Consider the following 26,575-nt stretch of genomic DNA (forward strand, 5'->3'; position numbering starts at 1 on the left):
CCGTGCGGGTCTCGTGTCGCACAGGGCCGTCCCCGGACGCGGGACCGGTCCGGGCTGCCCGGTCCTGTGGAGCGGGGTCCCGGGGTCAGGCGTCGTAGAAGAGACTCTCCATCACCGCGCGGGCGCGGCGCGTGGTGCGGCGGTAGTCGTCCAGCATGTCCCCCACATGCCCGGGCTCATACCCCAGATACCTCCCCACCGCCGCCAACTCCCTCCCGTCCGACGGAAACGTGTCCCCCGCCCTGCCCCGCACCAGCATCACCCCGTTCCGCACCCGCGAAGCCAGCACCCACGCCTCGTCCAGAATCTGCGCGTCCTCCGTGGAGATCAGCCGCGCGGCGTGCGCCGCCGCCAGGGCGCGGCGGGTGCGGGTGGTGCGCAGGCCCGGTTCGGCCCAGGCGTGGCGCATCTGGATGAGCTGGACCGTCCACTCCACATCGCTGAGCCCGCCCCGGCCGAGCTTGGTGTGCAGGGTGGGGTCGGCGCCGCGCGGCATCCGTTCGGACTCCATCCGGGCCTTCAGCCTGCGGATCTCCCGTACCGCGTCCTCCCCGATCCCCTCCAGGGGATAGCGCAGCGGGTCGATCAGCTCGATGAAGCGGGCACCCAGCTCCCGGTCCCCCGCCATCGGCTCGGCGCGCAGCAGCGCCTGCGCCTCCCATCCGAGGGACCAGCGCCGGTAGTAGGCCTCGTACGACGCGAGGGTGCGGACCAGCGGGCCGCTCTTGCCCTCCGGGCGGAGGTCGGCGTCGATCAGCAGCGGCGGGTCGGCGGCGGGGAGCTGGAGGAGCCGCCGCATCTGGGTGACCACCGCGTTCGCGGCGTTCCGCGCCTCCTGTTCGTCGTCGCCCTCGCGCGGCTCGTGGACGAAGAGGACATCCGCGTCGGAGCCGTACCCCAGCTCGTGGCCGCCGAAGCGGCCCATCCCGATGACGGCGAACCGGGTCGGCAGCCGGTCGCCCCACTGCTCCCCCACCGCCGCCCGCAGCGCGCCGGCGAGTGTCGCCGCGTTGAGGTCGGTGACGGCGTTGCCGACCTGGTCGACCAGGGCGCCCGTGTCCGTCTGCGCCGGGTTCTCCTCGGTGCCGTACGAGCCGATGAGGTCGGCGGCCGCGGTCCGGAACAGCTCCCGCCGCCGCACCCCGCGCGCCACCGCGACCCCGGCCTCGGCGGTCTGCGCCCGGCCGACGGCCGCGAGGATCTCCGGTTCCAGGTGCTCCCGGCCGCGCGGCTTCAGCCCGCCGGGGTCGCCCAGGATGGCGACCGCCTCGGGGGCCCGCAGCAGGAGGTCGGGGGCGAACCGTCCGGCGGAGAGCACCCGCGCGAGATTCTCCGCCGCCGCGCCCTCGTCGCGGAGCAGCCGCAGATACCAGGGCGTCTTGCCGAGCGCGTCGGAGACCTTGCGGAACCCGAGGAGCCCGGCGTCCGGGTCGGCGGAGTCGGCGAACCAGCCGAGCAGCACCGGCAGCAGCGTCCGCTGGATGGCGGACTTGCGGGTGACGCCGGAGGCGAGCGCCTCCAGATGGCGCAGGGCGGCGGCCGGGTCGGCGTAGCCGAGGGCCTCCAGTCGCTGCCCGGCGGCCTTGGTGCTCAGCCGGGCCTCGCCGGGCGCGAGCTGGGCGACCGCGTCGAGGAGCGGCCGGTAGAAGAGCTTCTCGTGCAGCCGGCGCACGACGGAGGCGTGCCGGCGCCACTCGCGGTTCAGCTCGAAGACGGGGTCCATCCGCATGCCGAGGGAGCGCCCGAGCCGGCGCAGATCGGCCGGTTCCTCCGGGACGAGGTGGGTGCGGCGCAGCCGGTAGAGCTGGATGCGGTGCTCCATGGAGCGGAGGAAGCGGTACGCCTCGTCGAGCTGTCCGGCGTCCGCGCGGCCCACATAGCCGCCGGCGGCCAGCGCCTGGAGGGCCTTCAGGGTGGAGCCGCTGCGCAGGGTGGTGTCGCTGCGCCCGTGCACCAACTGGAGGAGCTGGACGGCGAATTCCACGTCCCGCAGCCCGCCGGGTCCGAGCTTCAGCTCCCGTTCCACCTCGGCGGCGGGGATGTTGTCGATGACCCGGCGGCGCATCTTCTGGACGTCGGGGACGAAGTTCTCCCGCTCGGCGGCCTGCCAGACGAGCGGGGAGACGGCGTCGATGTACGCGTCGCCGAGTGCGGGGTCCCCCGCGACGGGCCGGGCCTTGAGGAGGGCCTGGAACTCCCAGGTCTTGGCCCACCGCTGGTAGTAGGCGAGATGGCTGGAGAGGGTGCGCACCAGGGGGCCGTTGCGCCCCTCGGGGCGCAGATTGGCGTCCACCGGCCAGATGGTGCCCTCGACGGTGGTCTCGGAGCAGATCCGCATCAGATGGGAGGCGAGCCGGGTCGCGGCCTGGATCGCGGGGTTCTCCTCGGCGCCGCCCGCCGGTTCGGCGACGAAGACGACATCGACGTCGGAGACGTAGTTGAGTTCATGGCCGCCGCACTTGCCGAGCGCGATCACGGCGAGCCGGCAGAGCGCGGCGTCCTCGGGCGCGGCGGCGCGGGCGATGGCCAGGGCGGCGCGCAGGGTGGCGGTGGCGAGGTCGGCCAGTTCGGCGGCGGCCTCGGCGACATCGGTGGTGCCGCAGACGTCGCGCGCGGCGATGGCGAGCAGACAGCGCCGGTAGGCGATCCGCAGCGACACGGGGTCGTCGGCACCGGCGAGGCCCTGCTCGAACTCGGCGACGCCGGGGTGCAGATCGACCGACTCCCAGGTGGTGAGGGCCTGCCAGTCGCCGGGGTGGCGGGCGAGGTGGTCGCCGAGGGCCTCGGAAGCGCCGAGGACGCCGAGGAGCCGGTCGCGCAGGGGTTTCGCGGTGACGAGGGTGTCGAGGAGTACGCGGCGGTCGGCCTCCCGCTCCGCGTCGACCAGGCGGACCAGGCTGCGCAGCGCGAGATCGGGATCGGCGACCGCGCCGAGCGCCTCCAGCAGTACCGCGTCGTCGTGGACGGCCGCCATGTCGGGGAGGTCGAGCAGCCGCTCGGCGACACCGGGGTCGGTGAAGCCGTGCCGCAGCAGCCGTGTGAAGGTACTGCTCCTGCGCCCGGGTGCCGCCGTCATGGTCGCCGTCTCCTCGTTCTGGGAGGGGTGCCGCATCACCCGTCCCGTGTCTCGCGCACCGCGCCCCGTCCTGCGATCAAGGCCCGTGGGACCGAGACTAGCCGCAGGGCGGCCCCGCCGAACGAAATGATCATCCCTGGAGCGATGAGTACCGGCCGCTCCGGCGGTCGGCACCACGGCGGCACGACGCCGGCACCGCGCTTTCGAGGAAGAGGTCACGACCATGACGGAGACAGCCCCGCGCACCGAACTGGACGCCCGCTACAGCGAGGAGGGGGCGGCGGCCGAGGGGTGGTCCGGCGCGGTCGGGCGGCTGACGGCGGCGGAGGTCTTCTGGCTGTCGACGGTACGCCCGGACGGCCGCCCGCATGTCACCCCGCTGATCGCCGTCTGGCTGGACGGAGCGCTGCACTTCTGCACCGGGCCCGACGAGCGCAAGGCGCTGAACCTCCGGGAGAACCGGGAGGTGGTGCTCACCACCGGCACCGACACCCTGAGGGAGGGGTTCGACCTGGTGGTGGAGGGGGAGGCGGTCGCGCTGACGGACGAGGCCCGGCTGCGGGAGGTGGCCGCCGCGTTCCTCGGGAAGTACGGCGAGGAGTGGACCTTCGAGGTCCGGGACGGCGCCTTCGTGGGCGACGGCGGCCGGGCCCTGGTGTTCCGGGTGGAGCCGCGCACGGCCTTCGGATTCGCCAAGGCGCCCTATGCCCAGACCCGCTGGCGGTTCACCCGGCCGTAGTGGCCGCGCGCTGACGCGGAGGGGCGCGGAGGCGAAGGAGCGCCGGCGCGGAGGAGGTGCCGGCGCGGAGGAGGTGCCGGCGCGGAGGAGGTGCCGGCGGGTCACCGCCCGCCGGCACCTCCTGTCGCTCACCGGTCGCCCTCCGGTCACCGCTCCCGGCTCTCGCCGGTGATCCGGGCCGGGCAGCCGCTGTCCGGGCCGCGCGGGCGGGCGCCGCCGCTGTCGCTGTCGCCGGGGCCGTACCGGCCGGGTCAGACCTGTGGCGGCTGGTCCTTGCGGCCCGTGCCGTACTGGTCCTTCAGCTTGTCCTGACCGGTGTCGACCTGGCGGCTGTACTTGCCCTGGGTCTTGGAGTCGACGGCGTCTCCCGCCTTGTCGACCCCCTTGTCGACCTGGGACTCGTGGCCCTTGAGCATCTGCTTGAGCTTGTCCATCACGGACATGGGTCATCCCTTTCACCGCGTTTCCCCCACGTCTCCAGGGTCACCGCACACCCCGGACTCCGCATCCCGGGGAGCCGCGGCCACCTCGCGCGGCTCCCCGGACGCCCCGGACGCCCCGGACCGGCCGGTTCCGCCGGGAGGGAGGGACAGGCGGGGTCAGGGCTTGACGGCGACCATCCCGCAGATGTTGATGTCGGTCTCGGTCACATCGTGGATGTCCAGGTACTTGGTGCGGTCCAGCTCGTCCAGCTCCTCGGCCCCGTCCCCCGCTCCGGCGGGCTCGGCGGTGAGCCGGACCGCGTCCGGCGCGTGGTCCGGGCGCCAGCGGTAGGTCTGGACGACTCCGGGCTCGACGATCTCCAGTCCGTTACGGGTGGCGAACTCGGCGACCCGCTCCCGGCTGCGCAGGACGAAGTCGACCCCGCGCCCCTTGTAGGACGCGGCGACCGCGCGGGCGGACTCGGGGTTGAAGTCGTCACTGAGGTGGCTGAAGATCAGCGCGCTGCCGGACGGCAGGGCGTCGAGGAGGTTCTTGGCGGCCCGGTGGGCCGGCTCGTCCTCGACGAAGTGCAGAATCGCGGCGAGGACCAGGGCGACCGGCCGGTCGAAGTCCAGGGTCCGCGCCGCGCCGCTCAGGATGTCGGCGGGCTCGTGCAGATCGACATGGAGGTAGTCGGTGCGGCCCTGGGGCCCGGAGGCGAGCAGGGCGCGGGCCTGGGCGAGGACGACGGGGTCGTGGTCGGTGTAGACGACCCGGGACTCGGGGGCCAGGCGCTGGGCGATCTGGTGGACATTGTCCTGCGTGGGCAGGCCGGTGCCTATGTCGAGGAACTGGCGTATGCCGGCCTCGGTGACCAGGTGGGTCACCGCCCGCCGTAAGAAGTCGCGGTTGTGGCGGATGTCGAGGTACCCGCGGGGATTGTGGGCGAGCGCCGCCTTGGCGGCCTCGCGGTCGACCGGGAAACTGGCGCTCCCGCCGAGAAAGACATCGTAGATCCGGGCCGTGTGCGGCTTCGATGTGTCGATGTCGCGCAGCGGGTCGGCGGGGTCGTGGGCGCGGGTGGCACCGGGCATGAGGACTCCCTGAAGATCGTCGAAGGCTTCAGCATCGGAACTTCCACATCACTGTAGATGCCGGACGCGATCACAGACAGACCGCCCTTTTCGGCGTATCCCCTGCTGGGAAAGGGGAGTTGGGGAGCCTTGGACGAGAGGCCCCCGCCGGCGGCCGGACCGCTCCGGCCACCGCCGGGGGCCACCTGCGGGGGACGGCCGCCGGCGGGGGACGGCCGCATGGCTGCGGCGCGGGACTACAGCACCGGCAGGTTCTTCCGCAGCTCGAAGGCGGTGACCTCGGAGCGGTACTCCTCCCACTCCTGCTTCTTGTTGCGGAGGAAGAAGTCGAAGACATGCTCCCCCAGCGTCTCGGCCACCAGCTCGCTCCGCTCCATCAGGGCGATCGCCTCGCCCAGGTTCTGCGGCAGCGGCTCGATGCCCATCGCGCGGCGCTCGGCGTCCGACAGCGCCCAGACGTCGTCGTCGGCGCCCGGCGGCAGCTCGTACCCCTCCTCGATGCCCTTGAGGCCCGCCGCCAGCAGGACCGCGTAGGTCAGATAGGGGTTGGCGCCGGAGTCGATGGAGCGGACCTCGACCCGGGAGGAGCCCGTCTTGCCGGGCTTGTACATGGGGACGCGGATCAGCGCGGAGCGGTTGTTGTGGCCCCAGCAGATGTACGAGGGTGCCTCGCCGCCGGCGCCCGCGCTGCGGGCCGAGCCGCCCCAGATGCGCTTGTAGGAGTTGACCCACTGGTTGGTGACGGCGGAGATCTCCGCCGCGTGCCGGAGCAGACCGGCGATGAAGGAGCGGCCGACCTTGGAGAGCTGGTACTCGGCGCCGGACTCGTAGAAGGCGTTGCGGTCGCCCTCGAAGAGGGAGAGGTGGGTGTGCATCCCCGAGCCGGGGTACTCGCTGAACGGCTTCGGCATGAAGGTCGCCTGGACACCCTGCTCCAGCGCCACCTGCTTCATCACCAGCCGGAAGGTCATGATGTTGTCGGCGGTGGAGAGCGCGTCCGCGTACCGCAGATCGATCTCCTGCTGGCCGGGGGCGCCCTCGTGGTGGCTGAACTCCACCGAGATGCCCATCGACTCCAGCATGGTGATCGCCTGGCGGCGGAAGTCCATGCCGACGTTCTGCGGGGTGTGGTCGAAGTAGCCGGAGTTGTCCGCGGGCGACGGGCGGCTGCCGTCCAGCGGCTTGTCCTTGAGCAGGAAGAACTCGATCTCGGGGTGGGTGTAGAAGGTGAAGCCCAGATCGGAGGTCCGCGCCAGGATGCGCTTGAGGACATAGCGCGGATCGGCGAAGGACGGCGAGCCGTCGGGCATCAGGATGTCGCAGAACATCCGGGCGGTGCCGGGGGCCTCCGCGCGCCAGGGGAGGATCTGGAAGGTGGCCGGGTCCGGCTTGGCGATCATGTCGGACTCATAGACCCGGGCGAAGCCCTCGATCGCCGAGCCGTCGAAGCCGATGCCCTCGTCGAAGGCCTGCTCCAGCTCGGCGGGGGCCACCGCGACCGACTTCAGGAAGCCGAGCACATCGGTGAACCACAGGCGCACGAACCGGATGTCACGCTCTTCGAGCGTGCGGAGCACGAATTCCTGCTGCTTATCCATTTCCACCCAATCCTTGCTGGTCAAGCCGCCTGCTCCCCCGAGCATCCCATCCATGGGTTTCCGGCACATTGCGAACCCCGGGCCGAGCCCCATTGTGGGTCAGCGGTCCCGGGGAAACGAGCCCGGAGGTCCCGGACCGGTCCCGCACCGGGCCCGCACCGGTCGCGGGGTGGCCGTATCCCCGCCCCGTATGAGGTGCGCGGCGCCCGTGCTCGCTACGATCTGCGAGCATGGGGGGTTCGCCGCTCGGGCCGATAGCCCGCACCAGGCGTCCCACGGCGCTGCTGAGCGCCGTGGCGACGTTCCTCGGCGCGCTCTTCATCTGCCTGGGCCCGGCCGCCGAGCACCACTCCACCACGGTCACGCTCGCCCTCTCGGCCGAGCAGGTGCCCGCCTTCTCGTGCCCGTACGACCGGGGTGCCTGCGGGCTGCTGCCGGTGGCGGGACCCGCGGTGCTGACCGCGCCGCCGCCGGACGCCCCGCCGGCCGCCCGGGAGCCGCTCCCGCGCCTCGGGCAGCTCGACCGCCGGGGGCCGACGGCGCTCGCCATGGCCCAGCCGCGCGCTCCTGACCTGTACGTCCTTCAGGTGCTGCGGACCTAGACACCCCCGCTTCCGCATTCGCCCCGCGTACCCCCCTTGATCATCTCTCCCGTGAAGGACGACACCATGGCTTCCCGTAAGAACAGCGACGACCGCCGCGCCCGCATAGAGGCCATGCGCCGCGCGGAGCAGTCCCGCGAGCGGCGCAGCCGCATCATCACGATCGCCCTCAGCGGTGTGGTCGTGGCCGGTCTCGTCGGCTTCGGCGTCTATGTCCTCAACAAGGAGTCCGAGGAGAAGGAGCAGGAAGTCGCGATGGCCAAGGAGCCCATCGCGCAGGAGAAGTCCTGGGACGCCAAGAAGCTGGGCCGCAACCATGTGGACAAGACCGTCAGCTATCCGCAGAAGCCGCCGGTCGGCGGGGACCACCACCAGGCGTGGATGAACTGCGACCGCAATGTCTACAAGGAGCCGATCCCCAACGAGAACGCGGTGCACTCGCTGGAGCACGGCGCGGTGTGGGTCTCCTACAACGACAAGGCGCCCCGGGCCGAGGTGAAGAAGCTGGAGGACAAGGTCAAGAAGACCTCGTACACGATGATCAGCCCGGTCAGGGACCAGGCCGACCCGATCATGCTGACCGCGTGGGGCAAGCAGGTGAGCGTGGACAGCGCCGACGACAAGCGCGTGACGCAGTTCTTCGGCAAGTACATCCAGGGCCCGCAGACCCCTGAGCTGGGCGCGGCCTGCACCAACGGGGTCAGCGGCAAGTGAGGGGGATGACGCGTACGCACGGGGCCGCGATCGCGGCGGTGGTGCTCGCCCTGCTCTTCGCGGGCGCCGCGACGGTCGCCTCCGCCGGTGACGGCGAGCGCTCCGGGCCCGCCACCCCGGTGTCGGGCTCGGCGGACGCCGGGTTCGCGCGGGACATGTCCATCCACCACCAGCAGGCGGTGGAGATGTCGTTCATCGTCCGGGACCGCACGGACGACGAGGACGTGCGCCGTCTCGCGTACGACATCGCCAACACCCAGGCCAACCAGCGCGGCATGATGCTGGGCTGGCTGGATCTGTGGGGTCTGCCGAAGGTCGCCCCGGACGCCGAGCCGATGGCGTGGATGGCGGACGGGGAGGGCGGGCACGGCGGTCACTCCATGGCGAAGGCCGAGGAGGGGTCGCTGATGCCCGGGATGGCGACCGATGAGCAGCTCGCCCGGCTGGGGAAGCTCAGCGGGAAGAAGGCGGAGATCGAGTATCTCCAGCTGATGATCGTCCACCACAACGGCGGGGTCGACATGGCCGAGGGCTGTGTACGGCTCTGCGCCGTGGGAGCGGAGAGGACGCTCGCGCAGGGGATGGTGGACGCCCAGCGCTCGGAGGTCGAGCTGATGGTGGATCTGCTGCGGGAGCGCGGCGCCCAGGTCCGTACCTGACCACGCGTGGCGGACCGACCCGTGTCCCGGCCCCGGCGGTTCGTCCGCCGGGGCCGGGCCCGTGCCGGAGGCCGTCAGGAGCCGGGGGCCGTGCCGGAGGCGTCAGGGGGCGGGGCCGTGCCGGAGGCCGTCAGGGGGCGGTCAGGGACCAGGTGACCAGGGGTGGGCGGAGGCCGGCGCACCGGGGCAGGCCCTGGTCGTCGGTGAGGCCGAGCACCGTCTCGGCCGTGCCCCCGTCCGCCGCCCCGGGGGGCAGATCCGCCAGGAAGAGCTTCGCGCGCCGGAACATGGTGAACTCCCCGCCCGGCGGCAGTTCGCCCCAGGTGAGATAGACGAACCGGGCGCCGCGCCGGCCCTGCGCGTACGGGCCCCGGAAGTCGGGCGTGCCGTCGGCGGCGGTGACGGTCTCGACCGGGATCTCGAAGACCGCCTCGGCGGCGTCCGCGCGCACCAGCTGGTCGGGCTCGCGCCCGCGCTGGGTGCCGAGGTGGACGTGCCGGTACCCGCCGCAGTCGGCGCCGGGCAGCTCGCGCGCCGTGATCCGCAGGGTCAGCTCCGCCATCGCGCTCCCTCTCCCCCATCACCCGTTTGGCCTACACCGGTCGCGTACTCCGAATGGCCCCGCGGACGATGGTCTGGCCTGTACACAGACCGCCCGTGAGGAGGCGCGTACACCATGACCACCGCCAAGGACATCATGCACCCCGGGGCCCAGTGGATTCCCGCGCACGAGACGCTCGACCGGGCCGCGCAGCTGATGCGCGAGCTGAACGTGGGCGCGCTGCCCATCGCCGACGCCGATGAGCGGCTCTGCGGCATCCTCACCGACCGGGACATCGTCGTCGGGTGCGTGGCCATGGGCCACGACCCCGCGAAGGTGACCGCCGGGGAGATGGCGCGGGGCACCCCGCGCTGGGTCGACTCGGGCTCGGGGGTGGAGGAGGTGCTCCGGGAGATGGAGGGGCACCAGATCCGGCGGCTGCCGGTGATCGAGGACAAGCGGCTGGTCGGGATGATCAGCGAGGCGGATCTGGCGGGGCATCTGTCGGACGAGCAGCTCGCGGGGTGGGTGGAGCGGGTCTACGCCAGGGGGTGAGCCTCCCCGGGGGCGCGGCGGTCATCCCCGGTCGCCGAGGATCGCGCGGGCGACCGCGTCCGGGCGGTCCAGCATCAGCAGATGCCCGGCGGGGGTGATCTCGCGGAAGCGGGCGCCCAGCTCCAGGGCCAGTCCGCGCTGGCGGGCGGTCCAGCGCCGGCCGCCGTCCGTCCCCGCGAGGACGGTGACCGGCGCGGCGGGCGGCAGGGGGCGGTGCGCGCGCAGGGCGAGGAGTTCGGCGGCGACGGCCCGGTAGTGGGTGTTCTCCAGGAGGGCGCCGCGCAGCACGCGTGAGGTGGAGTAGCAGCGGCGCACCAGGCCGGCGGGGGCCGGGTCGCCGCCGCCGGTCCTGGAGAGCCGCACCACGGCCCGCCGGGCGGACGGCCCGAGGGCGGCGGGCAGCCCCAGGGCGCCCAGCGCGCCCCCGGCGGCCCGGGTGAGGGCGGTGCGCAGGGCGGGTGCGGCGGGGGTGGTGGCGTGCTCCTCGACGCTGGAGTCGACCAGCACCACGGCGGCGGTACGGGCGGGGTGGAGCCGGGCGAACGCCTCCGCGTGGAACCCGGCGATGGAGTGCCCGACGACGGTGGCGGGGCCGTCCGCGCCGAGGGCGTCCAGCACGGCCGCGACGCGGTGCGCCTCACCGGCGGCGGACGGGGGGACCCGGGCGGGGCCGCTGAGCCCGTGCCCGGGGCGGTCGAAGCGGACCACGGTGCGGTGCGGGGCGAGCAGGGGGACGACGGGGTCCCAGTCGAACCAGCTCAGCGCGAGGCCGGCGGAGAGCACACAGACGGGGCCGCTGCCCTCGGCGACCACATGGTGCGGTACGCCTCCGATCCGTACGAACATCACTGGACCGCCTTGTCGGTGCGCTCCCGCGCCAGGGAGAGCGCGAGCAGTCCCAGCCAGACTGCCACGAGGAGCACCTGGAGCCGCTGTCCGGCCCCCAGGCCCCAGGTGCCGTGGCCGGCGGTGAAGGCGGCGACGGAGGCGAGGGTCCAGACGGTGGCGGCGAGTTCGAGGGCGACGAGCAGCGGGCCGGTACGGGCGAGCAGCGGCCACCAGCCGTGGCGGCGGGCGGCGACGGTGAGGGCGGCCATGCCGATGACCGCGCCGGTCATGGCGACGGAGGAGCTGACGGCGTGGGCGGTGTGGGTCGCGGGGACGAGTCCGGCGGCCTCGCGGGCGGCGCAGGCGGCGTCGTCGGTGGGGGCGCAGCTCAGCGGGAGCCGTGAGTCGATGGCGGTGGCGGCGCCGAAGAGCGCGACGCCGCCCCACCCGATCAGGGCCCAGGGCGTGCGGGGGGTGCGGAGCAGGGCCCAGAGGGCGCCGGCGAGGACGAGGAGGCCGGCGAGGAGGTCGGTGGTGCGGAAGAGGGTGCCGAAGGGCTGGTTCTGGGCGGCGAGTTCGCTGACGTAGGAGTGGAGGGGGTGGAGGCCGGTGTTGAGGGCGGGTTCGATGAGCCAGGCGGTGTAGACGAGCGCCCCGCCCCCGAGAAGTGCGGCGATCATCCCTCCATGATCCCCGAGCCCCCCGCCGGGGCAGCCGCCACCCGGCGCGGGGGACGCGGCCCCTGGGGTCCGCCCGGCGCGGGGAGGCCCGGCCCCTCGGGTCCGCCCGGCGCGGGCTCCTGTGGCCCGGGGTCCGTCCTCAAACGCCGGACGGGCTGGGTGTGCCGGACCGGCTGGATCTCTCAGCCCCTCCGGCGATTGAGGAGCGGGGGCTCGGGGCCGGCGCCCGAGCTGGGTTCGGGGGGGGCGGGGAGGGGCATTGCGTCAGAGAGACGATTACACTGGGAGGCGTGCCTCAACTTCGCCTCGCCCTGAATCAGATCGACTCCACCGTCGGCGACCTCCCCGGCAACACCGAGTCAATCCTCCACTGGACCCGGCACTCCGCCGAGCAGGGCGCCCACCTGGTCGCCTTCCCCGAGATGGTGCTCACCGGCTACCCGGTGGAGGACCTCGCCCTGCGGTCCTCCTTCGTCGAGGCCTCCCGCGCCGCCCTGCGCGCCCTCGCCCGGCGGCTGGCCGAGGAGGGGCTGGGCGAGCTGCCCGTCCTCGTCGGGTATCTGGACCGCTCCGAGAGCGCCCAGCCGAGGTACGGGCAGCCCGCCGGCACCCCGCGCAACGCCGCCGCCGTGCTGCACCGGGGCGAGGTGGCGCTGCGGTTCGCCAAGCACCACCTCCCCAACTACGGCGTCTTCGACGAGTTCCGCTACTTCGTCCCCGGCGACACCCTCCCCATGATCCGCGTCGGCGGCATCGATGTGGCCCTCGCCATCTGCGAGGACCTCTGGCAGGACGGCGGCCGTGTCCCCGCCGCCCGCTCCGCCGGCGCCGGCCTGCTGCTCTCCATCAACGCCTCGCCCTACGAGCGCGACAAGGACGACACCCGGCTGGAGCTGGTCGCCAAGCGCGCCCAGGAGGCCGGCTGCACCACCGCCTACCTGGCGATGATCGGCGGCCAGGACGAGCTGGTCTTCGACGGCGACTCGATCGTGGTCGACGCGGCGGGCGAGGTCATCGCCCGCGCCCCGCAGTTCTCGGAGGGCTGTGTCGTCCTCGACCTGGAGCTGCCGGCCGCCGGCGAGATCCCCTCGGGCACCGTCGACGACGGCCTCCGCGTCGAGCACGCCGTCATCTCCGCCGACCCCTTCCCGGCGTACGAGCCGGAGCTGACCGGCGGCTACGCCGAGCGCCTCGACGACGACGAGGAGATCTACTCGGCACTGGTGGTCGGCCTGCGCGCGTACGCCGCCAAGAACGGCTTCCGCTCCGTCCTCGTCGGCCTCTCCGGCGGGATCGACTCCGCGCTGGTCGCCGCCATCGCCTGCGACGCGGTCGGCGCGCGGAACGTCCACGGCATCTCCATGCCGTCCAAGTACTCCTCCGGGCACTCCCGGGACGACGCCGCCGAGCTGGCCCGCCGCACCGGCCTCAACTTCCGCACCGTGTCGATCGAGCCGATGTTCGACGCGTACATGGGCTCGCTGGGCCTGACCGGCCTCGCGGAGGAGAACCTCCAGTCCCGGCTGCGCGGCACCCTGCTGATGGCCGTCTCCAACCAGGAGGGCCACATCGTGCTGGCCCCGGGCAACAAGTCCGAGCTGGCGGTGGGGTACTCCACGCTCTACGGCGACTCCGTCGGCGCGTACGGCCCCATCAAGGACGTCTACAAGACGACGGTCTTCCGGCTGGCCGAGTGGCGCAACCGGGCCGCGGCGGAGCGCGGGCAGACCCCGCCGATCCCGGAGGCGTCCATCACCAAGCCCCCGAGCGCGGAGCTGCGCCCCGGGCAGATGGACACCGACTCGCTGCCGGACTACAACGTCCTGGACCGCGTCCTGGAGCTGTATGTGGACCGGGACCGGGGCAAGGACGAGATCGTGGCCGCCGGGTTCGACGAGGAGCTGGTGGCGCGGACCCTGCGGATGGTCGACACCGCCGAGTACAAGCGGCGGCAGTACCCGCCGGGCACGAAGATCTCGGCGAAGGGCTTCGGCAAGGACCGCCGGCTGCCGATCACCAACCGCTGGCGGGAGTCGACGGCGCGCTGACGCCGCACCGCGACGGCGAGGGGCCCCGGAGCGCGCTGCTCCGGGGCCCCTCGCCGTCCGCCGTTCAGAGCTGGACGCGCGCCGCGACCGGCAGATGGTCGCTGTCCGTGCGGGGCAGCGTCCAGGACGACACCGGCTCGACGCCCTTCACCAGGATCTGGTCGATCCGCGCCAGCGGGAAGGAGGCCGGCCAGCTGAAGCCGAAGCCGTCGCCCGCCGCGCCCTGGGTCGAACGCATCTGGGAGGTGACCGCGTTCAGCGCCCGGTCGTTCATCGTGCCGTTGAGGTCGCCGAGCAGCACCACCTTGCCGGAGCGCTCCCGGGAGATCGCCTCGCCGAGCGCGTCGGCGCTGTCGTCGCGCTGCCCGGCGGTGAAACCGGCGCGCATCTTCACCCGTACGGACGGCATATGGGCGACGTACACCGCGACTTCGCCCTGGGGGGTCGCCACGGTGGTGCGCATCGCGCGGGTCCACCCCATCCGGATTCCCACCGGCTTGGTGCCGGCCAGCGGGTACTTGCTCCACAGCCCGACCGTGCCCTGCACCGAGTGGTACTTGTAGGTGGAGGAGAGCGCCTTCTCGTACGTCTTCACCTGACCCTGGGCCAGCTCCTGGAGCGCCAGCACATCCGCGCCGGACGCGGCGACCTTCGCGGCCGTGCCCTCGGGGTCGGGGTTCTCGGCGTTGACGTTGTGGCTGGCGACGGTCAGATCGCCGCCGCCGGTGGACTTGTCGGTGAGCAGCCCGCCGAAGAGGTTGAGCCAGACCACGGCCGGCAGCAGCACCGCGATCAGGGCGGTCGCCGAGCGCCGCCAGAGCGCGGCGGCGAAGAGCACCGGGACGAAGATCACAGCGAGCCAGGGGAGGAAGGTCTCCCCGAGACTGCCCAGATTGCCGATCCGGTTGGGGATCTGCGCGTGGAAGATCATCACCAGGGCGACCAGGACCGCGCAGACCGCCAGCACGATCCCGCGCCGCCAGATGCCCCGGTCACCGCGCCAGCGGGCGAACGGACGCCGGGCACGGGGTCCGCCGACGAGGGTCTCCGGGCCGCCGCTTCCGGTCTCCGTCTTGTACGCCTGCACCATGGAGCTGTCCTTACTGCCTTGCTGCCATCACACGAGCCTCGCCAATGACCCTAGGCGATGACGGTACTTGTCCTGCCGCCCCGGGTGCGGCGGTTCTGTGCCCATGACGAATGGGCGACACCCGTGGTTCCTGATATCGGTCCAGGTGGGGGACGTGTCACACCATCCACACACCGTGCGGGGAACCACGGTGCGCGGGGCCTCTTCCGGCGCGGCGCCCGAATCGACGCGATCATGTCAGAAATCCAGCGCCCCGGGCACCCCCCGGACACCCTCTGGCACGCCGTGCCGGGGACACGCGCCGTGACAGACGCGGGACCCTCCGTGCACCTGCCCGCCCCCTTCCGCGCGAGCGGCACGAAGTGCCACCATGGAGGTGGTCCGGGGACGCCGTCAGGGCGCCTCGAGATGACGTAAGGAGCCGTTGGCCATGTCGCTTCAGGCTGCCCGCAACCCCGCCGACAGCAGCAGAGCGCTGTACGGCGGCAAGGGCACGCGCCGCCTCACCGTCCACGACATCGCCGCCGCCAAGGAGCGCGGCGAGAAGTGGCCGATGCTCACCGCCTACGACGCGATGACCGCGTCCGTCTTCGACGAGGCCGGCATCCCGGTCATGCTCGTCGGCGACTCCATGGGCAACACCCACCTCGGCTACGACACCACCGTCCCGGTCACCATGGACGAGATGACCCTGCTCTCGGCCGCTGTCGTCCGCGGCACCAGCAGGGCCCTGATCGTCGGAGACCTCCCGTTCGGCTCGTACCAGGAAGGGCCCGTACAGGCCCTGCGCAACGCCACCCGGCTGGTCAAGGAGGCGGGCGTCGGCGCGGTCAAGCTGGAGGGCGGCAAGCGGTCCCTCCCGCAGACCGAGCTGATCATCGAGGCGGGCATCCCCGTGATGTCGCACCTCGGGCTGACCCCGCAGTCCGTCAACACCATGGGCTACCGGGTGCAGGGCCGTGGCGACGAGGCGGCCCACCAGCTGCTGAACGACGCCAAGTCGGCGCAGGACGCGGGCGCGTTCGCCGTCGTCCTGGAGCTGGTGCCGGCGGAGCTGGCGGCCGAGGTCACCCGCTCCCTGCACATCCCGGTCATCGGCATCGGGGCGGGCCCCGACACCGACGCCCAGGTTCTGGTCTGGACCGATATGGCCGGTCTCACCGGAGGCAAGGTGCCGCGCTTCACCAAGCAGTACGCGGACCTGCGCCGCACCCTGGGCGACGCGGCGAAGGCGTTCGCCGAGGATGTCGCCGGGGGCGCGTTCCCGCAGGAGGAGCACACCTTCCACTAGCCGCGGACCGGACCCGCCGGCCCCACCAGCCACTCCCGGCACAGACGACAGCCCGCCGAACTTCCCCCGTCGGCGGGCTGTCGGGTTCTGTCGGCGGACTGTCGGCGGGCTGTCGGTGGCGGGCGCCAGGGTGGGGGCATGACACAGATCGACAGGAACCCGGGCGGCGGCAGGGGCCTCGCCGTCGAGGTACGGGGGCTGGTCAAGCACTACGGCGAGACCAGGGCACTGGACGGTGTGGACATCGACGTCCGCGAAGGCACCGTCCTCGGAGTGCTGGGACCCAACGGCGCCGGCAAGACCACCCTCGTACGCTGCCTCGCCACCCTCATCGTGCCCGACGCGGGCACCGCCACCGTCGCCGGCTACGACGTGGTGCGCCAGCCCCGCCAGCTGCGCCGCACCATCGGGCTCACCGGGCAGTACGCCTCGGTCGACGAGAAGCTCTCCGGCTGGGAGAACCTCTACATGATCGGGCGGCTGCTCGACCTCTCCCGGTCCGCGGCCCGCGCCCGCGCCGACGCGATGCTGGAGCGCTTCTCGCTCACCGAGGCCGCCAGGAAGCCCGTGATGCAGTACTCCGGCGGAATGCGCCGCCGGCTCGACCTCGCCGCCTCCATGATCGGGCAGCCGTCCGTGCTCTATCTGGACGAGCCGACCACCGGGCTCGACCCCCGGACCCGCAACGAGGTGTGGGACGAGGTCAAGCGGATGGTCTCGGAGGGGGTGACCGTCCTGCTCACCACCCAGTACATGGAGGAGGCCGAGCAGCTCGCCGACGCGCTGACCGTCATCGACCGGGGCAAGGTCATCGCCAACGGCCGGGTCGCGGAGCTGAAGGCCAGGGTCGGGGGACGCACCCTGCGGATTCGGCCCAGCGACCCGGCGGTGCTGCCCGCGATGGCGGCGGCGCTGCGCGAGTCCGGGCTCGACGGGATCGCCGGCGCGACCGTCGTCGCCGACGAGGGACGGCTGTACGTGCCCATCCTGGCCGACGAGCAACTGACCGCCGTGGTGGGCCTGCTGGCCGCCCGCGGCTTCGGCATCGCCGACATCGGCACCCATCTGCCCAGCCTGGACGAAGTGTTCCTGGCGATCACCGGAGAGAAGGCGACGGTGTCCGCACCCGAGCCCCAGAGCGCGGAGGCCGCGGCATGAGCACCGGAACCACATCCCGCCCGGAGAAGACCGGCCCGGCCACCGGCCCGGCCACCGATACGGCGGTGAGCACGGCGGGGCCCGGAGCGCCGGGCCGGCCGCGCGGCGAGGGCCGGATCGGGCCGCGCTCCCATCTGCGGCACATCGGCGCCCTGGTGCGCCGCAACGCGCTCCAGATCAAGCAGGACCCCGAGTCGATGTTCGACGCGCTGATGACGCCGATCGTCCTCACCCTGCTCTTCGTCTATGTCTTCGGCGGGGCGATCTCCGGCAAGGGCAATCAGGACACCTATGTCAACTATGTCGTCCCCGGCCTGATGGCGATGATGGGGCTGAGCATCGCGATGGCCGTGGGCACCGGCATCAACACCGATGTCACCAAGGGGGTGATGGACCGCTTCCGGTCCATGCCGATCGCCCGCTCATCGGTGCTCGTCGCGAAGATCGTGGTCGAGATAGGCCGGATGTCGATCGCGATGGTCATCCTGCTGGGCATGGGCTTCCTGCTCGGGCTGGAGATCAAGACCTCCGTCCCGCACCTGCTCGCGGCGATGGGGCTGTCGATCGTCTTCGGCGCGTCGCTGATGTGGATCTTCATCCTGCTGGGTCTCGCGATGAAGACGGCTCAGGCCGTTCAGGGAACGGCCATGCTGATCCTGATGCCGCTCCAGTTCGGCTCGTCCATCTTCGCCCCGCCGTCGACGATGCCCGACTGGCTGAGGACCTTCACCGACTACAACCCGCTCTCCAATCTCGCGGACGCGTCCCGGGCCCTGATCAACGGGGGCCCGGTGGCGAGTTCGGTGTGGTGGACGCTCGGCTGGGCGGTGGCCATCACGGCGGTCACCGCGCCGATCGCGGTCGCGAAGTTCGTCAAGAAGAACTGAGGCGCCGGACCGCGCGGGTCCGGACGGCCCGGGCGCGGACGGCCCGGGGCTCAGACGAGGTCGGCGGCCTCCTCCAGCGTGAGGCGGCCGCCCTCGGCGTGCGCGGCGTCGAAGGCGGCGCCGCCCAGCAGGGCGCGGATCTCCGCCTCCGCCCGCTCGCGGCCGATCCGCTCGTACATCGCGGGGTGATGCCCGCCGGGGAGCATGGCATCGGAGGCGCCGAGCAGCCGGGCCGCGTCCGCCGCCCGGCCGGGGTCGCTCGCGGCCACGGCACCCGCCGCCGTCACCAGATGCGCCGAGGCCAGCTGGGGCGCCACCACCACGGAGAGCGGGTCCTTGGCCCGCTCCAGCGCCTCCCGGACCCGCTCCAGGGCCGTGGCCCAGTGGCCGTCGCCCAGTTCGATCCAGGCGAGCAGGCCGATGACCATGCCCTGGAAGACGGCGAGGGTGTTGGGGTGGAACTGGGTGCGCAGCGCCTCAATGTGCTCGCGCGCCTCGGCGCGGCGGCCCGTGTGGCCGAGCCAGAGCGTGAGATGGATACGGGACACGGCGGTGCACTCGTTGACGGCGCCGCCGTACTCGGCGAGGACCTCGCGGATCATCGCCTCACCGCGCTCCCCCTCCCCCAGCTGGAGCAGCACACCGCCGAGCCGGGCCCGGCAGAGCGCCAGATGGGCGCGGGCGCCCATCCGCTCGGCGTAGCCGACGGCGGCGGTGAAGTCCTCGGCGGCGAGCGCGTACTCGCCGCGCCGCTCCCGGGTCTCGGCGCGCGCGCAGAGCGCCTCCGCCGCGCCCCAGGCGTCCCCGATCCGGGTGAAGATCTCCAGGGCCTCCTCGGCGTCGCGTGTCGCGTCCCCGCCCCCGGTGCCCCGGTTGGCGAGGATGTTGGCGCGCTGCTGGAGGCCGGCGGCCAGTTCCCACTCGTAGCCGAGGTCCCGGCAGGTGCGGACGGACTCGTCCAGCAGCTCCCACAGCTGCTCGGCCCGCCCGCCCATGACGACGGCGAAGAACCAGAGGATGCCCGGGCCCCGGCAGGTCTGCGGCAGACCGGGCCGGTAGGCCTCGGCGACCCGGGCGAGACGCTCCAGGGTGTCGCCCCCGCCGACACCGGCCTCGTTGACGAGGAAGACCAGATGGATCATGGTGGCGGCCCGGCGGGCCTCCTGGAGCAGCTCGGGTCCCATCGGCGGCGGCGCGTCGGTGAACCGTTCGTGGACGGGGGGCACGGGTGCCACGGGCGGAGCGAACGGGTCGGGCCCCAGCGCGGCGGCGGCGCCGGCCCAGTGGCTGGCCTCGGAGGTCAGATCCCGCAGCTGCCAGTACCAGAAGAGGCTGAGGACGAGGGAGAGCGACTCCTGCTCGTTCCGGGCGGCGGTGGCGCGGCGCAGGGCGGTGCGCAGATTCTCGTACTCGCGCTGGAGCAGCTCGATCGCGGCGCGCTGGGCGGGGCCGCGCAGCAGGGGGTCGGTGGTGCGGGCGAGTTCGCGGTAGTGGACGAGGTGGCGCTGTTCGGCGGCGGGGCGCTCGCCGGCGTGGTCGAGGCGTTCGGCGGCGTACTCGGCGACGGTCTCCAGGAGGCGGTAGCGCATGCCGCGCGCGCCGTCGGGGGCGGCGACGACCAGGGACTTGTCGACGAGCGCGGCGAGGGCTTCGAGGGTGTGGGGGCCGCAGACGGCCTCGGCGGCGGCGAGGTCGCAGCCGCCCGCGAAGACGGACAGGCCGCGCAGGACGGCCTGCTCGTGCCCGTCGAGGAGGTCCCAGGACCAGTCGACCACCGCCCGCAGGGTCTGCTGGCGCGGCAGGAGGGTGCGGCTGCCGCCGGTCAGGAGGCGGAAGCGGTCATCGAGACGGGCGGCGATCTGCCGGGGGGTGAGCAGCCGCAGACGGGCGGCGGCCAGCTCGATCGCCAGCGGGAGGCCGTCGAGCCGGCGGCAGATCTCCGCGCAGGCCTCCGGGTCGTCGTCCGTGCGGAACCCGGGGCTCGCCGCCGCGCCCCGCTCCCCGAGGAGCCGCAGCGCGCTCGGCGCGGCCAGCGGGCCCACCGGCCGCACCAGCTCACCGGGGACCCCCAGCGGCTCCCGGCTCGTGGCCAGCACCCGCACCCCGGGGCAGTGCGTCAGCAGGGCCTCCGCCAGCGCCGCCGCCGCACCCACCACATGCTCGCAGTTGTCCAGCACCACCAGCATCCGCCGCCGCGCGCAGTGCTCCACCAGCCGGGTGACGACGCTGTCACCATGGCGTTCGGCGGCCCACAGCTCCTCGGTGGCGCCGCGCAGCACGGTCTGGCGCCCGCCGAGGACGGTGAGGACCGCCTCGGGGACGTCGTCGGGGTCGTCGACCGGGGCCAGCTCAGCGAACCAGACGCCGTCCGGGGCCCGCTCGGCGACCAGCTCGGCGACCTCCTGCGCCAGCCGGGTCTTGCCCGCTCCCCCGGGTCCGAGGAGGGTCACCAGCCGGGCCGCCGCGAGATCCTCCCGCAGGACGGCGATGTCCCGCTCCCGGCCGACGAAGGAGGTCAGCCGGGCACGGAGGTTGCCCGGGGGCGGGGAGCCGGCGGGTATGGAGCCGGGGGCGGGGCGGGCCGCCAGGAGTTCGGCGTGGAGGGCGCGGAGGGCGGGGCCGGGGTCGGTGCCCAGGCGGGCGGCGAGATCGCGGCGGAGGGTGTCGTAGGCCGCGAGGGCCTCGGCCGGGCGGTCCGTGGCGCGCAGGGCGCGCAGGCGCAGGGAGTGCAGGGCCTCGTCGATGGGGTGGGCCTCGCAGAGGGCGGTCAGCTCCGGGAGGGCCTCCTCGGCGCGGCCGAGCGCGAGCAGGGCGGTGAGCCGGGCGCGGCGGGCCTCCAGGCGGCGGGTCTCCCAGCGGGCGGCCTCCGCCGCGCGGTCGGGCAGGTCCGCGAGGACGGGGCCGCGCCACAGCTCCAGCGCCTCGTCGAGCAGGGTCGCCGCCTTGGACGCGTCGCCCTGCTCCAGGGCGCGGGAGCCCTCGCCGGTGAGCCGGTCGAAGCGGTGCAGATCGATCTGGTCGGGTTCGGCGAGCAGCCGGTAGCCGCCGCCTTCGGCCGAGGCGACGGCCTCCCGTCCGATCGCGCGGCGCAGCCGCCCCACGAGGGCCTGGACGGCGGCGGGGGCGTCGGCCGGGGGTTCGCCGTCCCAGACCTCGCCGATGATGAGGCCGACGGGGACGGTGCGGCCGGGGCGCATGGCGAGCACGGTGAGCAGCGCGCGCAGCCGCGCGCCGCCGAGGGGGACGGGGGTGCCGTCGCCCCGGAGGGCGTGGGTGGTGCCGATTACCGAGAAGCGCACCCGCTCATTCTCCATGCGCGGGCCGCGCCCCGGGCGCCCCGAGCCGGAGCCCCCTCCGTGCGGGGCCCGTCCGGAGCTGCTTCTGGGGGTGCCCTCGGACGGGCTGGGGTTGTTCGGCCCCGCCGATCCGTGAGGCACCCCCACCCGGCTCCCCACCCCACGAGCCGCGCCCCTCGGCCCCGCTGGCGTCCGAGCCGCGCCGACTCAGCCTCTCCGGGCGAGCCGAGGCACAAGAACCAGCCCCCGCCGGAGAGCTGAGGCACGAAACCCAGCCCACCGGGCGAGCCGAGGCACAAGAACCAGCCCTGGCCGGCGAGCCGAGGCACGAAACCCAGCCCCTCCGGCGATTGAGGAGCGGGGGTTCGGGGGCCGGCCCCCGACCGTGGCCCGCGGGATGCGGGGTCCTGTCGCACAGGGTCCGTCCGCAAACTCCCCCAGAGCTGCCTCTGGGAGGTGCCCCCAGACAGGCTGGGCGTGCCTGGACAAGCTGGGATTGCTCGGGCCGCCCGTGGCGCGGGGTCCGTCCTCAAACGCCGGACGGGCTGGGGTATGCCGGACGGGCTCGGGGTGGCCGGACGGGGCGGGATTGCTCGCGGGCCCGTGGGTGCGGGAGGCCCGGGCGCGGGGGCCCCGGGTGTGGGGCCCGGGGGTGCGGGGCCACGGGGATGGGGGCTTGGGGTGGGAGGGGGCGGGTACGGTTCGGGGCGCAGGTCCCCGCACCCCAGGAGCCCCCATGCCCACCCCCCACAAACCCCCCACCCGCGTCAGCCCCGTCTTCCTCGGGATCACCGCGGTCATGGCGGTCACCGCCTGGGCGGTGTGGACCGACTTCTCCGCCTCCCCCGGCCTCGCCGTCTTCCTCTTCGTCACCTCGGCCTGGATCGTCTCGCTCTGTCTGCACGAGTACGCCCACGCCCGCACCGCCCTCCACAGCGGTGACCTCTCCATCGGCGCCAAGGGCTACCTCACCCTCAACCCCCTCGCCTACACCCACGCCATGCTCAGCCTCGTCCTCCCGGTGCTCTTCGTGATCCTCGGCGGCATCGGCCTGCCGGGCGGCGCGGTCTTCATCGAGCGGGGCCGTATCCACGGGCGCTGGAAGCACAGCCTGATCTCGGCGGCCGGTCCCCTGACCAATGTCCTGTTCGCGGTGGTGTGCACGGCCCCGTTCTGGCTGGACGCGCTGGACGGCGTGCCGGTGCTCTTCCAGTACGCGCTCGGATTCCTGGCGCTGCTCCAGGTCAGCGCCGCGATCCTGAACTTCCTCCCGGTGCCGGGGCTGGACGGCTACGGAGTGGTCGAGCCCTGGCTCTCGCACCGCGTCCGCCGCCAGGTGGAGCCGCTCGCGCCGTTCGGGCTGTTCCTGGTCTTCGCGCTGCTCTTCATCCCCGAGGTGCACGGGGTCTTCTTCGACGCGGTCCACGCGATCCTGCGGGGTCTGGGCGTCGACGAACTCGCGAGCGGCTGCGGCTTCGACTACTACCGCTTCTGGCAGGGCGAGAACGAGTACTGCGCCTCCTTCACCGGCCGCTGACCGGCTGGAGGGGGAGGCGGGGGCGGCGGCCGGTTCAGCCGGCCGCCGCGCGCTCCAGCTTCGCCTTGCGGAGGTAATACCAGGCCATGTTGGACGAGAGACCGGCGATCAGCACCCAGACGACACCGAGCCACAGGCCCTGGGTGAAGGAGACGACGGCCGCCGCGACGGCGAGGGCGCAGACGACGAGTGCGTAGAGAGCGAGGCGGGGCATGGGGTGAGGCTCCTGTCGGGGGTGTGTCCGTCCCGTCCAGTGTCCCCCATGCCCCCGGCGGGCCCGCACCTCACCCGGGCATCGCTCAGACGTCGGTGATCCGCAGTCCCGCGTGGGCCTTGTAGCGGCGGTTCACCGAGATCAGGTTGGCGACCAGGGACTCCACCTGGTGGGCGTTGCGGAGCCGGCCGGCGAAGACTCCGCGCATCCCGGGGATGCGGGCGGTGAGCGCCTGGACGAGATCGGTGTCGGCGCGGGACTCGCCGAGGACCATCACATCAGTGTCGATCCGCTCCACCGACGCGTCCTGGAGCAGGACGGCCGAGAGGTGGTGGAAGGCGGCGGTGACGCGGGAGTCCGGCAGCAGGGCCGCGGCCTGCTCGGCCGCGCTGCCCTCCTCGGGCTTGAGGGCGTAGGCGCCCTTCTTGTCGAAGCCGAGCGGGTTGACGCAGTCGATGACGAGCTTGCCGGTCAGCTCCTCGCGGAGGGCTTCGAGGGTCTTGGCGTGGCCGTCCCACGGCACGGCCACGATCACCACGTCGCTGCGGCGGGCGCACTCGGCGTTCTCCGCGCCCTCGATGCCGAGGCCGAGTTCGGCGGCGGCGGACTCGGCGCGCTCGGCGGCGCGCGAACCGATGATCACCTTCTGGCCGGCCCGGGCGAGCCGGTAGGCGAGGCCGCGCCCCTGGTCGCCGGTGCCACCGAGGACACCGACGACCAGGCCGGACACGTCGGGGAGGTCCCAGGGGTCCTTGGGGGTGGGCTTGGCGGCTGCGGCTGTGTTCTCACTGGAGGTCATGGGGTGACCCTACTTCGCGGGTACGGACCGTGGCCGGGACCCTCGTACGGGTGAGCCCGGGCCGACGCCCCGACGCCCGGGCGGCCGGTGGCGGAGGATGCGGGGGCATGGACGCGGTACGAGTGGCGCTGCTGCGCGAGGTTCTGGCGGGCACCGAGTGGCCGGGGGCGACCCGGCGGTTCGCGAGGGTGCTGAGGTCGTCGGTGGTGCCGCAGGGCGGCGGGCTGCTGCTGGTCGGCACGGAGAAGTACGAGCCGTGGCACCTGGCGGCGCATCTGGTGGACGAGGCGGCCTGGTCGGGGCTGCCGGAGCTGACGCCGACGCTGGTGCGGCACCGGGCGCGGCCCGGGGACCCGGCGCATCTGGCGGTGGGGCTCGGGCGGCTGGAGGCGGTGCGGCGGGGGGAGACGGTGCTGGTGGTGGCGCCGGGGGCGCCGGAGGAGGGGTTGCTGGAGCGGGTGGGGGACGCGCGGCGGGCGGGGGCGAGGGTGCTGGTGCTGGAGGAGGGGGGCGGGGGGTTGGAGGGGGTGGCGCATGAGTGGCTGGCGGTGCCGGGGGGTGGGGAGGTGGACATGGACATGGTGCAGCACCTGGTGAGCGCTGCCGCGGGCGAGAACAGTCTCCCGGTGCCGAGGGGCCGCCTCCGCTTCCGCGACCGCCTCTCCCGCTTGGCGGACCAGCTGACGTCTCCCCCGCCTTCCCCCTGGTGACCCCCGAGCCAAGAGCCACCCGAACAACCCCGGCCCACCGGAGCAAACCCAGCCCACCCGGCAAACCCAGCCCGCCCGACCACCCCAGCCTGTCCGGGGGCACCTCCCAGAGGCAGCTCTGGGGGAGTTTGAGGACGGACCCCGCACCACAGGACCCCGCATCCCGCGGGCCACGGTCGGGGGCCGGCCCCCGAACCCCCGCTCCTCAATCGCCGGAGGGGCTTGGGTTGCTCAGGTCGCCAGCGAGGCTGGATTTCGCGCCTCGGCCTGCCCGGAGGGGTGGGGGTGGCGCGCCTCAAACGGCGGCGGGGCCGGGGGGCCGCCTCCAGGGGAGCTTGAGGGCGGACCCCGCACCACGGGCAACCCGGGCCGGCACCGGGAGCAGCAACCCCGAGCCGACGCGGGCCCCGAACCCGGGGCCCCCCGGCAGGGACATCGCCCAGGTCACAGGGAAATCAGTTGCTCGGGGCAGCGAAAGAGACCGACGATGGTCCGTTGTGACCTCGAAGCTCTCCGCGATACTCCCCGACCTCTCCCCCTGGCGCTCCTCCCCCGACTTCCGCCTCCTCTGGATTCAGGGCCTCATCGCCCACTTCGGCAGCGCCATGGCCATGATCGCCCTCCCCCTCCAGATCAAGCACCTCACCGGGTCACCGCTCGCGGTCGGGGCCATGGGGGCCGTGGAGCTGATCCCGCTGATCGTCTTCGGGCTGTACGGCGGGGCGCTCGCCGACTCCGCCGACCGGCGGAAGCTGATCATCTGGACGGAGGCGGGGCTCGGGGTCCTCGCCGTGGTCCTCATGATCAACGCGCTGCTGCCGGAGCCCATGCTCTGGCCGCTCTATCTCGTGGCGGCCGGGGTCTCCGCCATGGCTGGGCTCCAGCGGCCGGCGCTGGACGCGCTGATGGCGCGGATCGTCCCGCACGACCAGCTCACCGCAGCCGCCGCGCTGAACAATCTCCGCTGGCAGCTCGGCGGGATCGCCGGGCCGTCGGCGGCCGGGCTGGTGGTGGCGTACTCGGGGCACGCCACGGCGTACGGGATCACGATCGCCGGGTTCACGGTCTCCGTGCTGATGTGTCTGCGGCTGCGCCCCGCCCCGCCCGCGCACGACGCGGAGAAGCCGTCGCTGCGCGGCATCGTGGAGGGCGCGCGGTACGCCGCCTCCCGCCCCGTCCTGCTCGGCACCTACGCCATCGACCTGGTCGCGATGATCTTCGCCTTCCCGATCGCGATCTTCCCCTTCCTCGCGGACGACCTGGACGCCCCCTGGTCCCTCGGCCTGATGTTCGCCGCGCTGTCGGTGGGCTCGGTGCTGCTGAGCGCCATGAGCGGCTGGACCACCCGGGTGCGGCGGCACGGTCTGCTGGTGATCTACGGCGCGGGCTCCTGGGGGCTGGCGATCGCCGCGGCGGGGTGGTTCGACAATGTGTGGCTGGTGCTGCTGGCGCTGGCCTTCGCGGGCGCGGGCGACACACTCAGCGGTCTGGGCCGGATGACGATCTGGAACCAGACGATCCCGGACGAGCTGCGGGGGCGGCTCGCGGGCATCGAGGTGCTCTCCTACAGCGTCGGCCCGCAACTGGGACAGGTCCGCTCGGGCGCGATGGCCGGCTGGACCGGGACCCGGGCGGCGATCTGGAGCGGCGGTGTGGTCTGTGTGGCGGGTGTGGTGCTGCTGACGGCGGCGCTGCCGAAGCTGCTGCGGTACGACTCCGCCACGGACGAGGACGCCCTGCGCCGCCGCGCCCAGTCGGAGGCGGCGGCGCTCCCGGAGTAGGGGCGCTCAGGCGCCGGGCCCACGCCGAGGGCCGCCCTGGGGGCCCTCGGGGGCGTCATGCCACTTGGGGTCGGTCTCCCACTCCAGATTCCGCTCCCGGGCGGTCTCCATCGCGTGCTCCGCCTCCTTCCGCGACCCGTACGGGCCGAAGCGGTCCTTCGCCGGACAGTCCGGCCCCTCCTCGACCTTCTGGTGCTTGAGGCAGTAGTACCACTCGCCCGGTTTGCCCACCGTGCGCCTCTTGAACAGGGCCAT

24 protein-coding genes are annotated in these 26,575 nt (G+C 73.4%); 12 read left to right on the forward strand and 12 right to left on the reverse strand.

What is annotated here, in order from left to right; all coding sequences use genetic code 11:
- Positions 1-85 precede the first annotated feature (85 nt).
- Complete coding sequence (locus tag ABT122_RS02605) at positions 86-3,076, reverse strand: bifunctional [glutamine synthetase] adenylyltransferase/[glutamine synthetase]-adenylyl-L-tyrosine phosphorylase (RefSeq protein ID WP_351544163.1); 2,991 nt, start codon at positions 3,074-3,076, stop codon at positions 86-88.
- Between the two features lie 223 nt (positions 3,077-3,299).
- On the opposite strand from ABT122_RS02605, the gene ABT122_RS02610 reads away from it, so the two are divergent.
- The gene (locus ABT122_RS02610) at positions 3,300-3,815 is read left to right on the forward strand and encodes a pyridoxamine 5'-phosphate oxidase family protein (protein ID WP_351544165.1); all 516 of its coding nucleotides are present in this window, start codon (positions 3,300-3,302) and stop codon (positions 3,813-3,815) included.
- Between the two features lie 251 nt (positions 3,816-4,066).
- On the opposite strand, the gene ABT122_RS02615 is transcribed toward ABT122_RS02610, so the two are convergent.
- The 3 genes from ABT122_RS02615 to glnA2 all read right to left on the reverse strand — a co-directional run bounded on the left by ABT122_RS02615 (position 4,067) and on the right by glnA2 (position 6,930).
- On the reverse strand, positions 4,067-4,258 hold the full coding sequence (locus tag ABT122_RS02615) for an antitoxin (RefSeq protein ID WP_351544168.1): 192 nt from the start codon (positions 4,256-4,258) through the stop codon (positions 4,067-4,069).
- A gap of 156 nt (positions 4,259-4,414) precedes the next feature.
- A complete protein-coding gene (locus ABT122_RS02620; RefSeq protein WP_351544171.1) occupies positions 4,415-5,332 on the reverse strand; it encodes an SAM-dependent methyltransferase in 918 nt (305 codons plus the stop codon).
- A gap of 236 nt (positions 5,333-5,568) precedes the next feature.
- Positions 5,569-6,930, reverse strand: coding sequence for a gamma-glutamylpolyamine synthetase GlnA2 (gene glnA2 / locus ABT122_RS02625; RefSeq protein WP_351544174.1), 1,362 nt, complete (start codon positions 6,928-6,930; stop codon positions 5,569-5,571).
- A gap of 230 nt (positions 6,931-7,160) precedes the next feature.
- On the opposite strand from glnA2, the gene ABT122_RS02630 reads away from it, so the two are divergent.
- The 3 genes from ABT122_RS02630 to ABT122_RS02640 all read left to right on the forward strand — a co-directional run bounded on the left by ABT122_RS02630 (position 7,161) and on the right by ABT122_RS02640 (position 8,905).
- On the forward strand, positions 7,161-7,532 hold the full coding sequence (locus ABT122_RS02630) for a hypothetical protein (RefSeq protein ID WP_351544177.1): 372 nt from the start codon (positions 7,161-7,163) through the stop codon (positions 7,530-7,532).
- A 66-nt stretch (positions 7,533-7,598) separates the two neighbouring features.
- The gene (locus ABT122_RS02635; RefSeq protein WP_351544180.1) at positions 7,599-8,246 is read left to right on the forward strand and encodes a thioredoxin-like domain-containing protein; all 648 of its coding nucleotides are present in this window, start codon (positions 7,599-7,601) and stop codon (positions 8,244-8,246) included.
- Between the two features lie 5 nt (positions 8,247-8,251).
- On the forward strand, positions 8,252-8,905 hold the full coding sequence (locus tag ABT122_RS02640) for a DUF305 domain-containing protein (RefSeq protein ID WP_351544182.1): 654 nt from the start codon (positions 8,252-8,254) through the stop codon (positions 8,903-8,905).
- A 130-nt stretch (positions 8,906-9,035) separates the two neighbouring features.
- On the opposite strand, the gene ABT122_RS02645 is transcribed toward ABT122_RS02640, so the two are convergent.
- Positions 9,036-9,467 carry a DUF5990 family protein gene (locus tag ABT122_RS02645; protein ID WP_351544185.1) on the reverse strand — a complete coding sequence of 144 codons (432 nt, stop codon included), beginning with the start codon at positions 9,465-9,467 and terminating at the stop codon, positions 9,036-9,038.
- A 114-nt stretch (positions 9,468-9,581) separates the two neighbouring features.
- On the opposite strand from ABT122_RS02645, the gene ABT122_RS02650 reads away from it, so the two are divergent.
- On the forward strand, positions 9,582-10,001 hold the full coding sequence (locus tag ABT122_RS02650; RefSeq protein WP_351544188.1) for a CBS domain-containing protein: 420 nt from the start codon (positions 9,582-9,584) through the stop codon (positions 9,999-10,001).
- A gap of 21 nt (positions 10,002-10,022) precedes the next feature.
- Here ABT122_RS02650 and ABT122_RS02655 read toward each other — a convergent pair whose 3' ends face one another.
- Positions 10,023-10,847: an alpha/beta fold hydrolase gene (locus ABT122_RS02655; protein WP_351544191.1), complete on the reverse strand. Its 825-nt coding sequence runs from the start codon at positions 10,845-10,847 to the stop codon at positions 10,023-10,025.
- Positions 10,847-11,509 (reverse strand): DUF998 domain-containing protein, encoded by a 663-nt coding sequence (locus tag ABT122_RS02660; protein WP_351544194.1) that lies wholly within the window; start codon positions 11,507-11,509, stop codon positions 10,847-10,849. The genes ABT122_RS02655 and ABT122_RS02660 overlap by 1 nt, the downstream gene beginning before the upstream one ends.
- 290 nt (positions 11,510-11,799) lie before the next feature.
- On the opposite strand from ABT122_RS02660, the gene ABT122_RS02665 reads away from it, so the two are divergent.
- Positions 11,800-13,557, forward strand: coding sequence for an NAD+ synthase (locus ABT122_RS02665; RefSeq protein ID WP_351544197.1), 1,758 nt, complete (start codon positions 11,800-11,802; stop codon positions 13,555-13,557).
- Between the two features lie 64 nt (positions 13,558-13,621).
- Here the strand turns inward: ABT122_RS02665 and ABT122_RS02670 are convergent, their stop codons facing one another.
- Positions 13,622-14,647 carry an endonuclease/exonuclease/phosphatase family protein gene (locus ABT122_RS02670; RefSeq protein WP_351544200.1) on the reverse strand — a complete coding sequence of 342 codons (1,026 nt, stop codon included), beginning with the start codon at positions 14,645-14,647 and terminating at the stop codon, positions 13,622-13,624.
- A gap of 430 nt (positions 14,648-15,077) precedes the next feature.
- On the opposite strand from ABT122_RS02670, the gene panB reads away from it, so the two are divergent.
- From panB to ABT122_RS02685, 3 genes are all read left to right on the forward strand, one after another.
- Positions 15,078-15,938, forward strand: coding sequence for a 3-methyl-2-oxobutanoate hydroxymethyltransferase (gene panB, locus ABT122_RS02675; RefSeq protein WP_351544203.1), 861 nt, complete (start codon positions 15,078-15,080; stop codon positions 15,936-15,938).
- Positions 15,939-16,076: 138 nt separating this feature from the next.
- Entirely contained in the window at positions 16,077-17,096 is a 1,020-nt protein-coding gene (locus ABT122_RS02680; protein ID WP_351544206.1) for an ATP-binding cassette domain-containing protein, read from the forward strand.
- Positions 17,093-17,983, forward strand: a complete 891-nt coding sequence (locus tag ABT122_RS02685; protein WP_351544209.1) for an ABC transporter permease — start codon at positions 17,093-17,095, stop codon at positions 17,981-17,983. Before ABT122_RS02680 ends, ABT122_RS02685 begins: the two co-directional genes overlap by 4 nt.
- A gap of 50 nt (positions 17,984-18,033) precedes the next feature.
- Here ABT122_RS02685 and ABT122_RS02690 read toward each other — a convergent pair whose 3' ends face one another.
- Positions 18,034-21,297, reverse strand: coding sequence for an AfsR/SARP family transcriptional regulator (locus ABT122_RS02690; RefSeq protein WP_351544212.1), 3,264 nt, complete (start codon positions 21,295-21,297; stop codon positions 18,034-18,036).
- Between the two features lie 718 nt (positions 21,298-22,015).
- Between ABT122_RS02690 and ABT122_RS02695 the strand changes: the two genes are divergently transcribed.
- The gene (locus ABT122_RS02695; RefSeq protein WP_351544214.1) at positions 22,016-22,816 is read left to right on the forward strand and encodes a site-2 protease family protein; all 801 of its coding nucleotides are present in this window, start codon (positions 22,016-22,018) and stop codon (positions 22,814-22,816) included.
- Between the two features lie 34 nt (positions 22,817-22,850).
- Here the strand turns inward: ABT122_RS02695 and ABT122_RS02700 are convergent, their stop codons facing one another.
- Complete coding sequence (locus tag ABT122_RS02700; protein WP_351544216.1) at positions 22,851-23,030, reverse strand: hypothetical protein; 180 nt, start codon at positions 23,028-23,030, stop codon at positions 22,851-22,853.
- Positions 23,031-23,115: 85 nt separating this feature from the next.
- Positions 23,116-23,829, reverse strand: coding sequence for an NADPH-dependent F420 reductase (gene npdG / locus ABT122_RS02705; protein ID WP_351544219.1), 714 nt, complete (start codon positions 23,827-23,829; stop codon positions 23,116-23,118).
- A 107-nt stretch (positions 23,830-23,936) separates the two neighbouring features.
- Between npdG and ABT122_RS02710 the strand changes: the two genes are divergently transcribed.
- Both ABT122_RS02710 and ABT122_RS02715 read left to right on the forward strand, forming a co-directional pair.
- Positions 23,937-24,539, forward strand: coding sequence for a hypothetical protein (locus ABT122_RS02710; protein ID WP_351544222.1), 603 nt, complete (start codon positions 23,937-23,939; stop codon positions 24,537-24,539).
- Between the two features lie 497 nt (positions 24,540-25,036).
- Complete coding sequence (locus ABT122_RS02715) at positions 25,037-26,320, forward strand: MFS transporter (RefSeq protein WP_351544225.1); 1,284 nt, start codon at positions 25,037-25,039, stop codon at positions 26,318-26,320.
- Positions 26,321-26,326: 6 nt separating this feature from the next.
- On the opposite strand, the gene ABT122_RS02720 is transcribed toward ABT122_RS02715, so the two are convergent.
- Positions 26,327-26,575, reverse strand: a complete 249-nt coding sequence (locus ABT122_RS02720) for a hypothetical protein (protein WP_351544228.1) — start codon at positions 26,573-26,575, stop codon at positions 26,327-26,329.

Origin of the sequence: Streptomyces sp. NPDC001985 (genome assembly GCF_040296845.1) — a bacterium.
Lineage (GTDB): Bacteria > Actinomycetota > Actinomycetes > Streptomycetales > Streptomycetaceae > Streptomyces.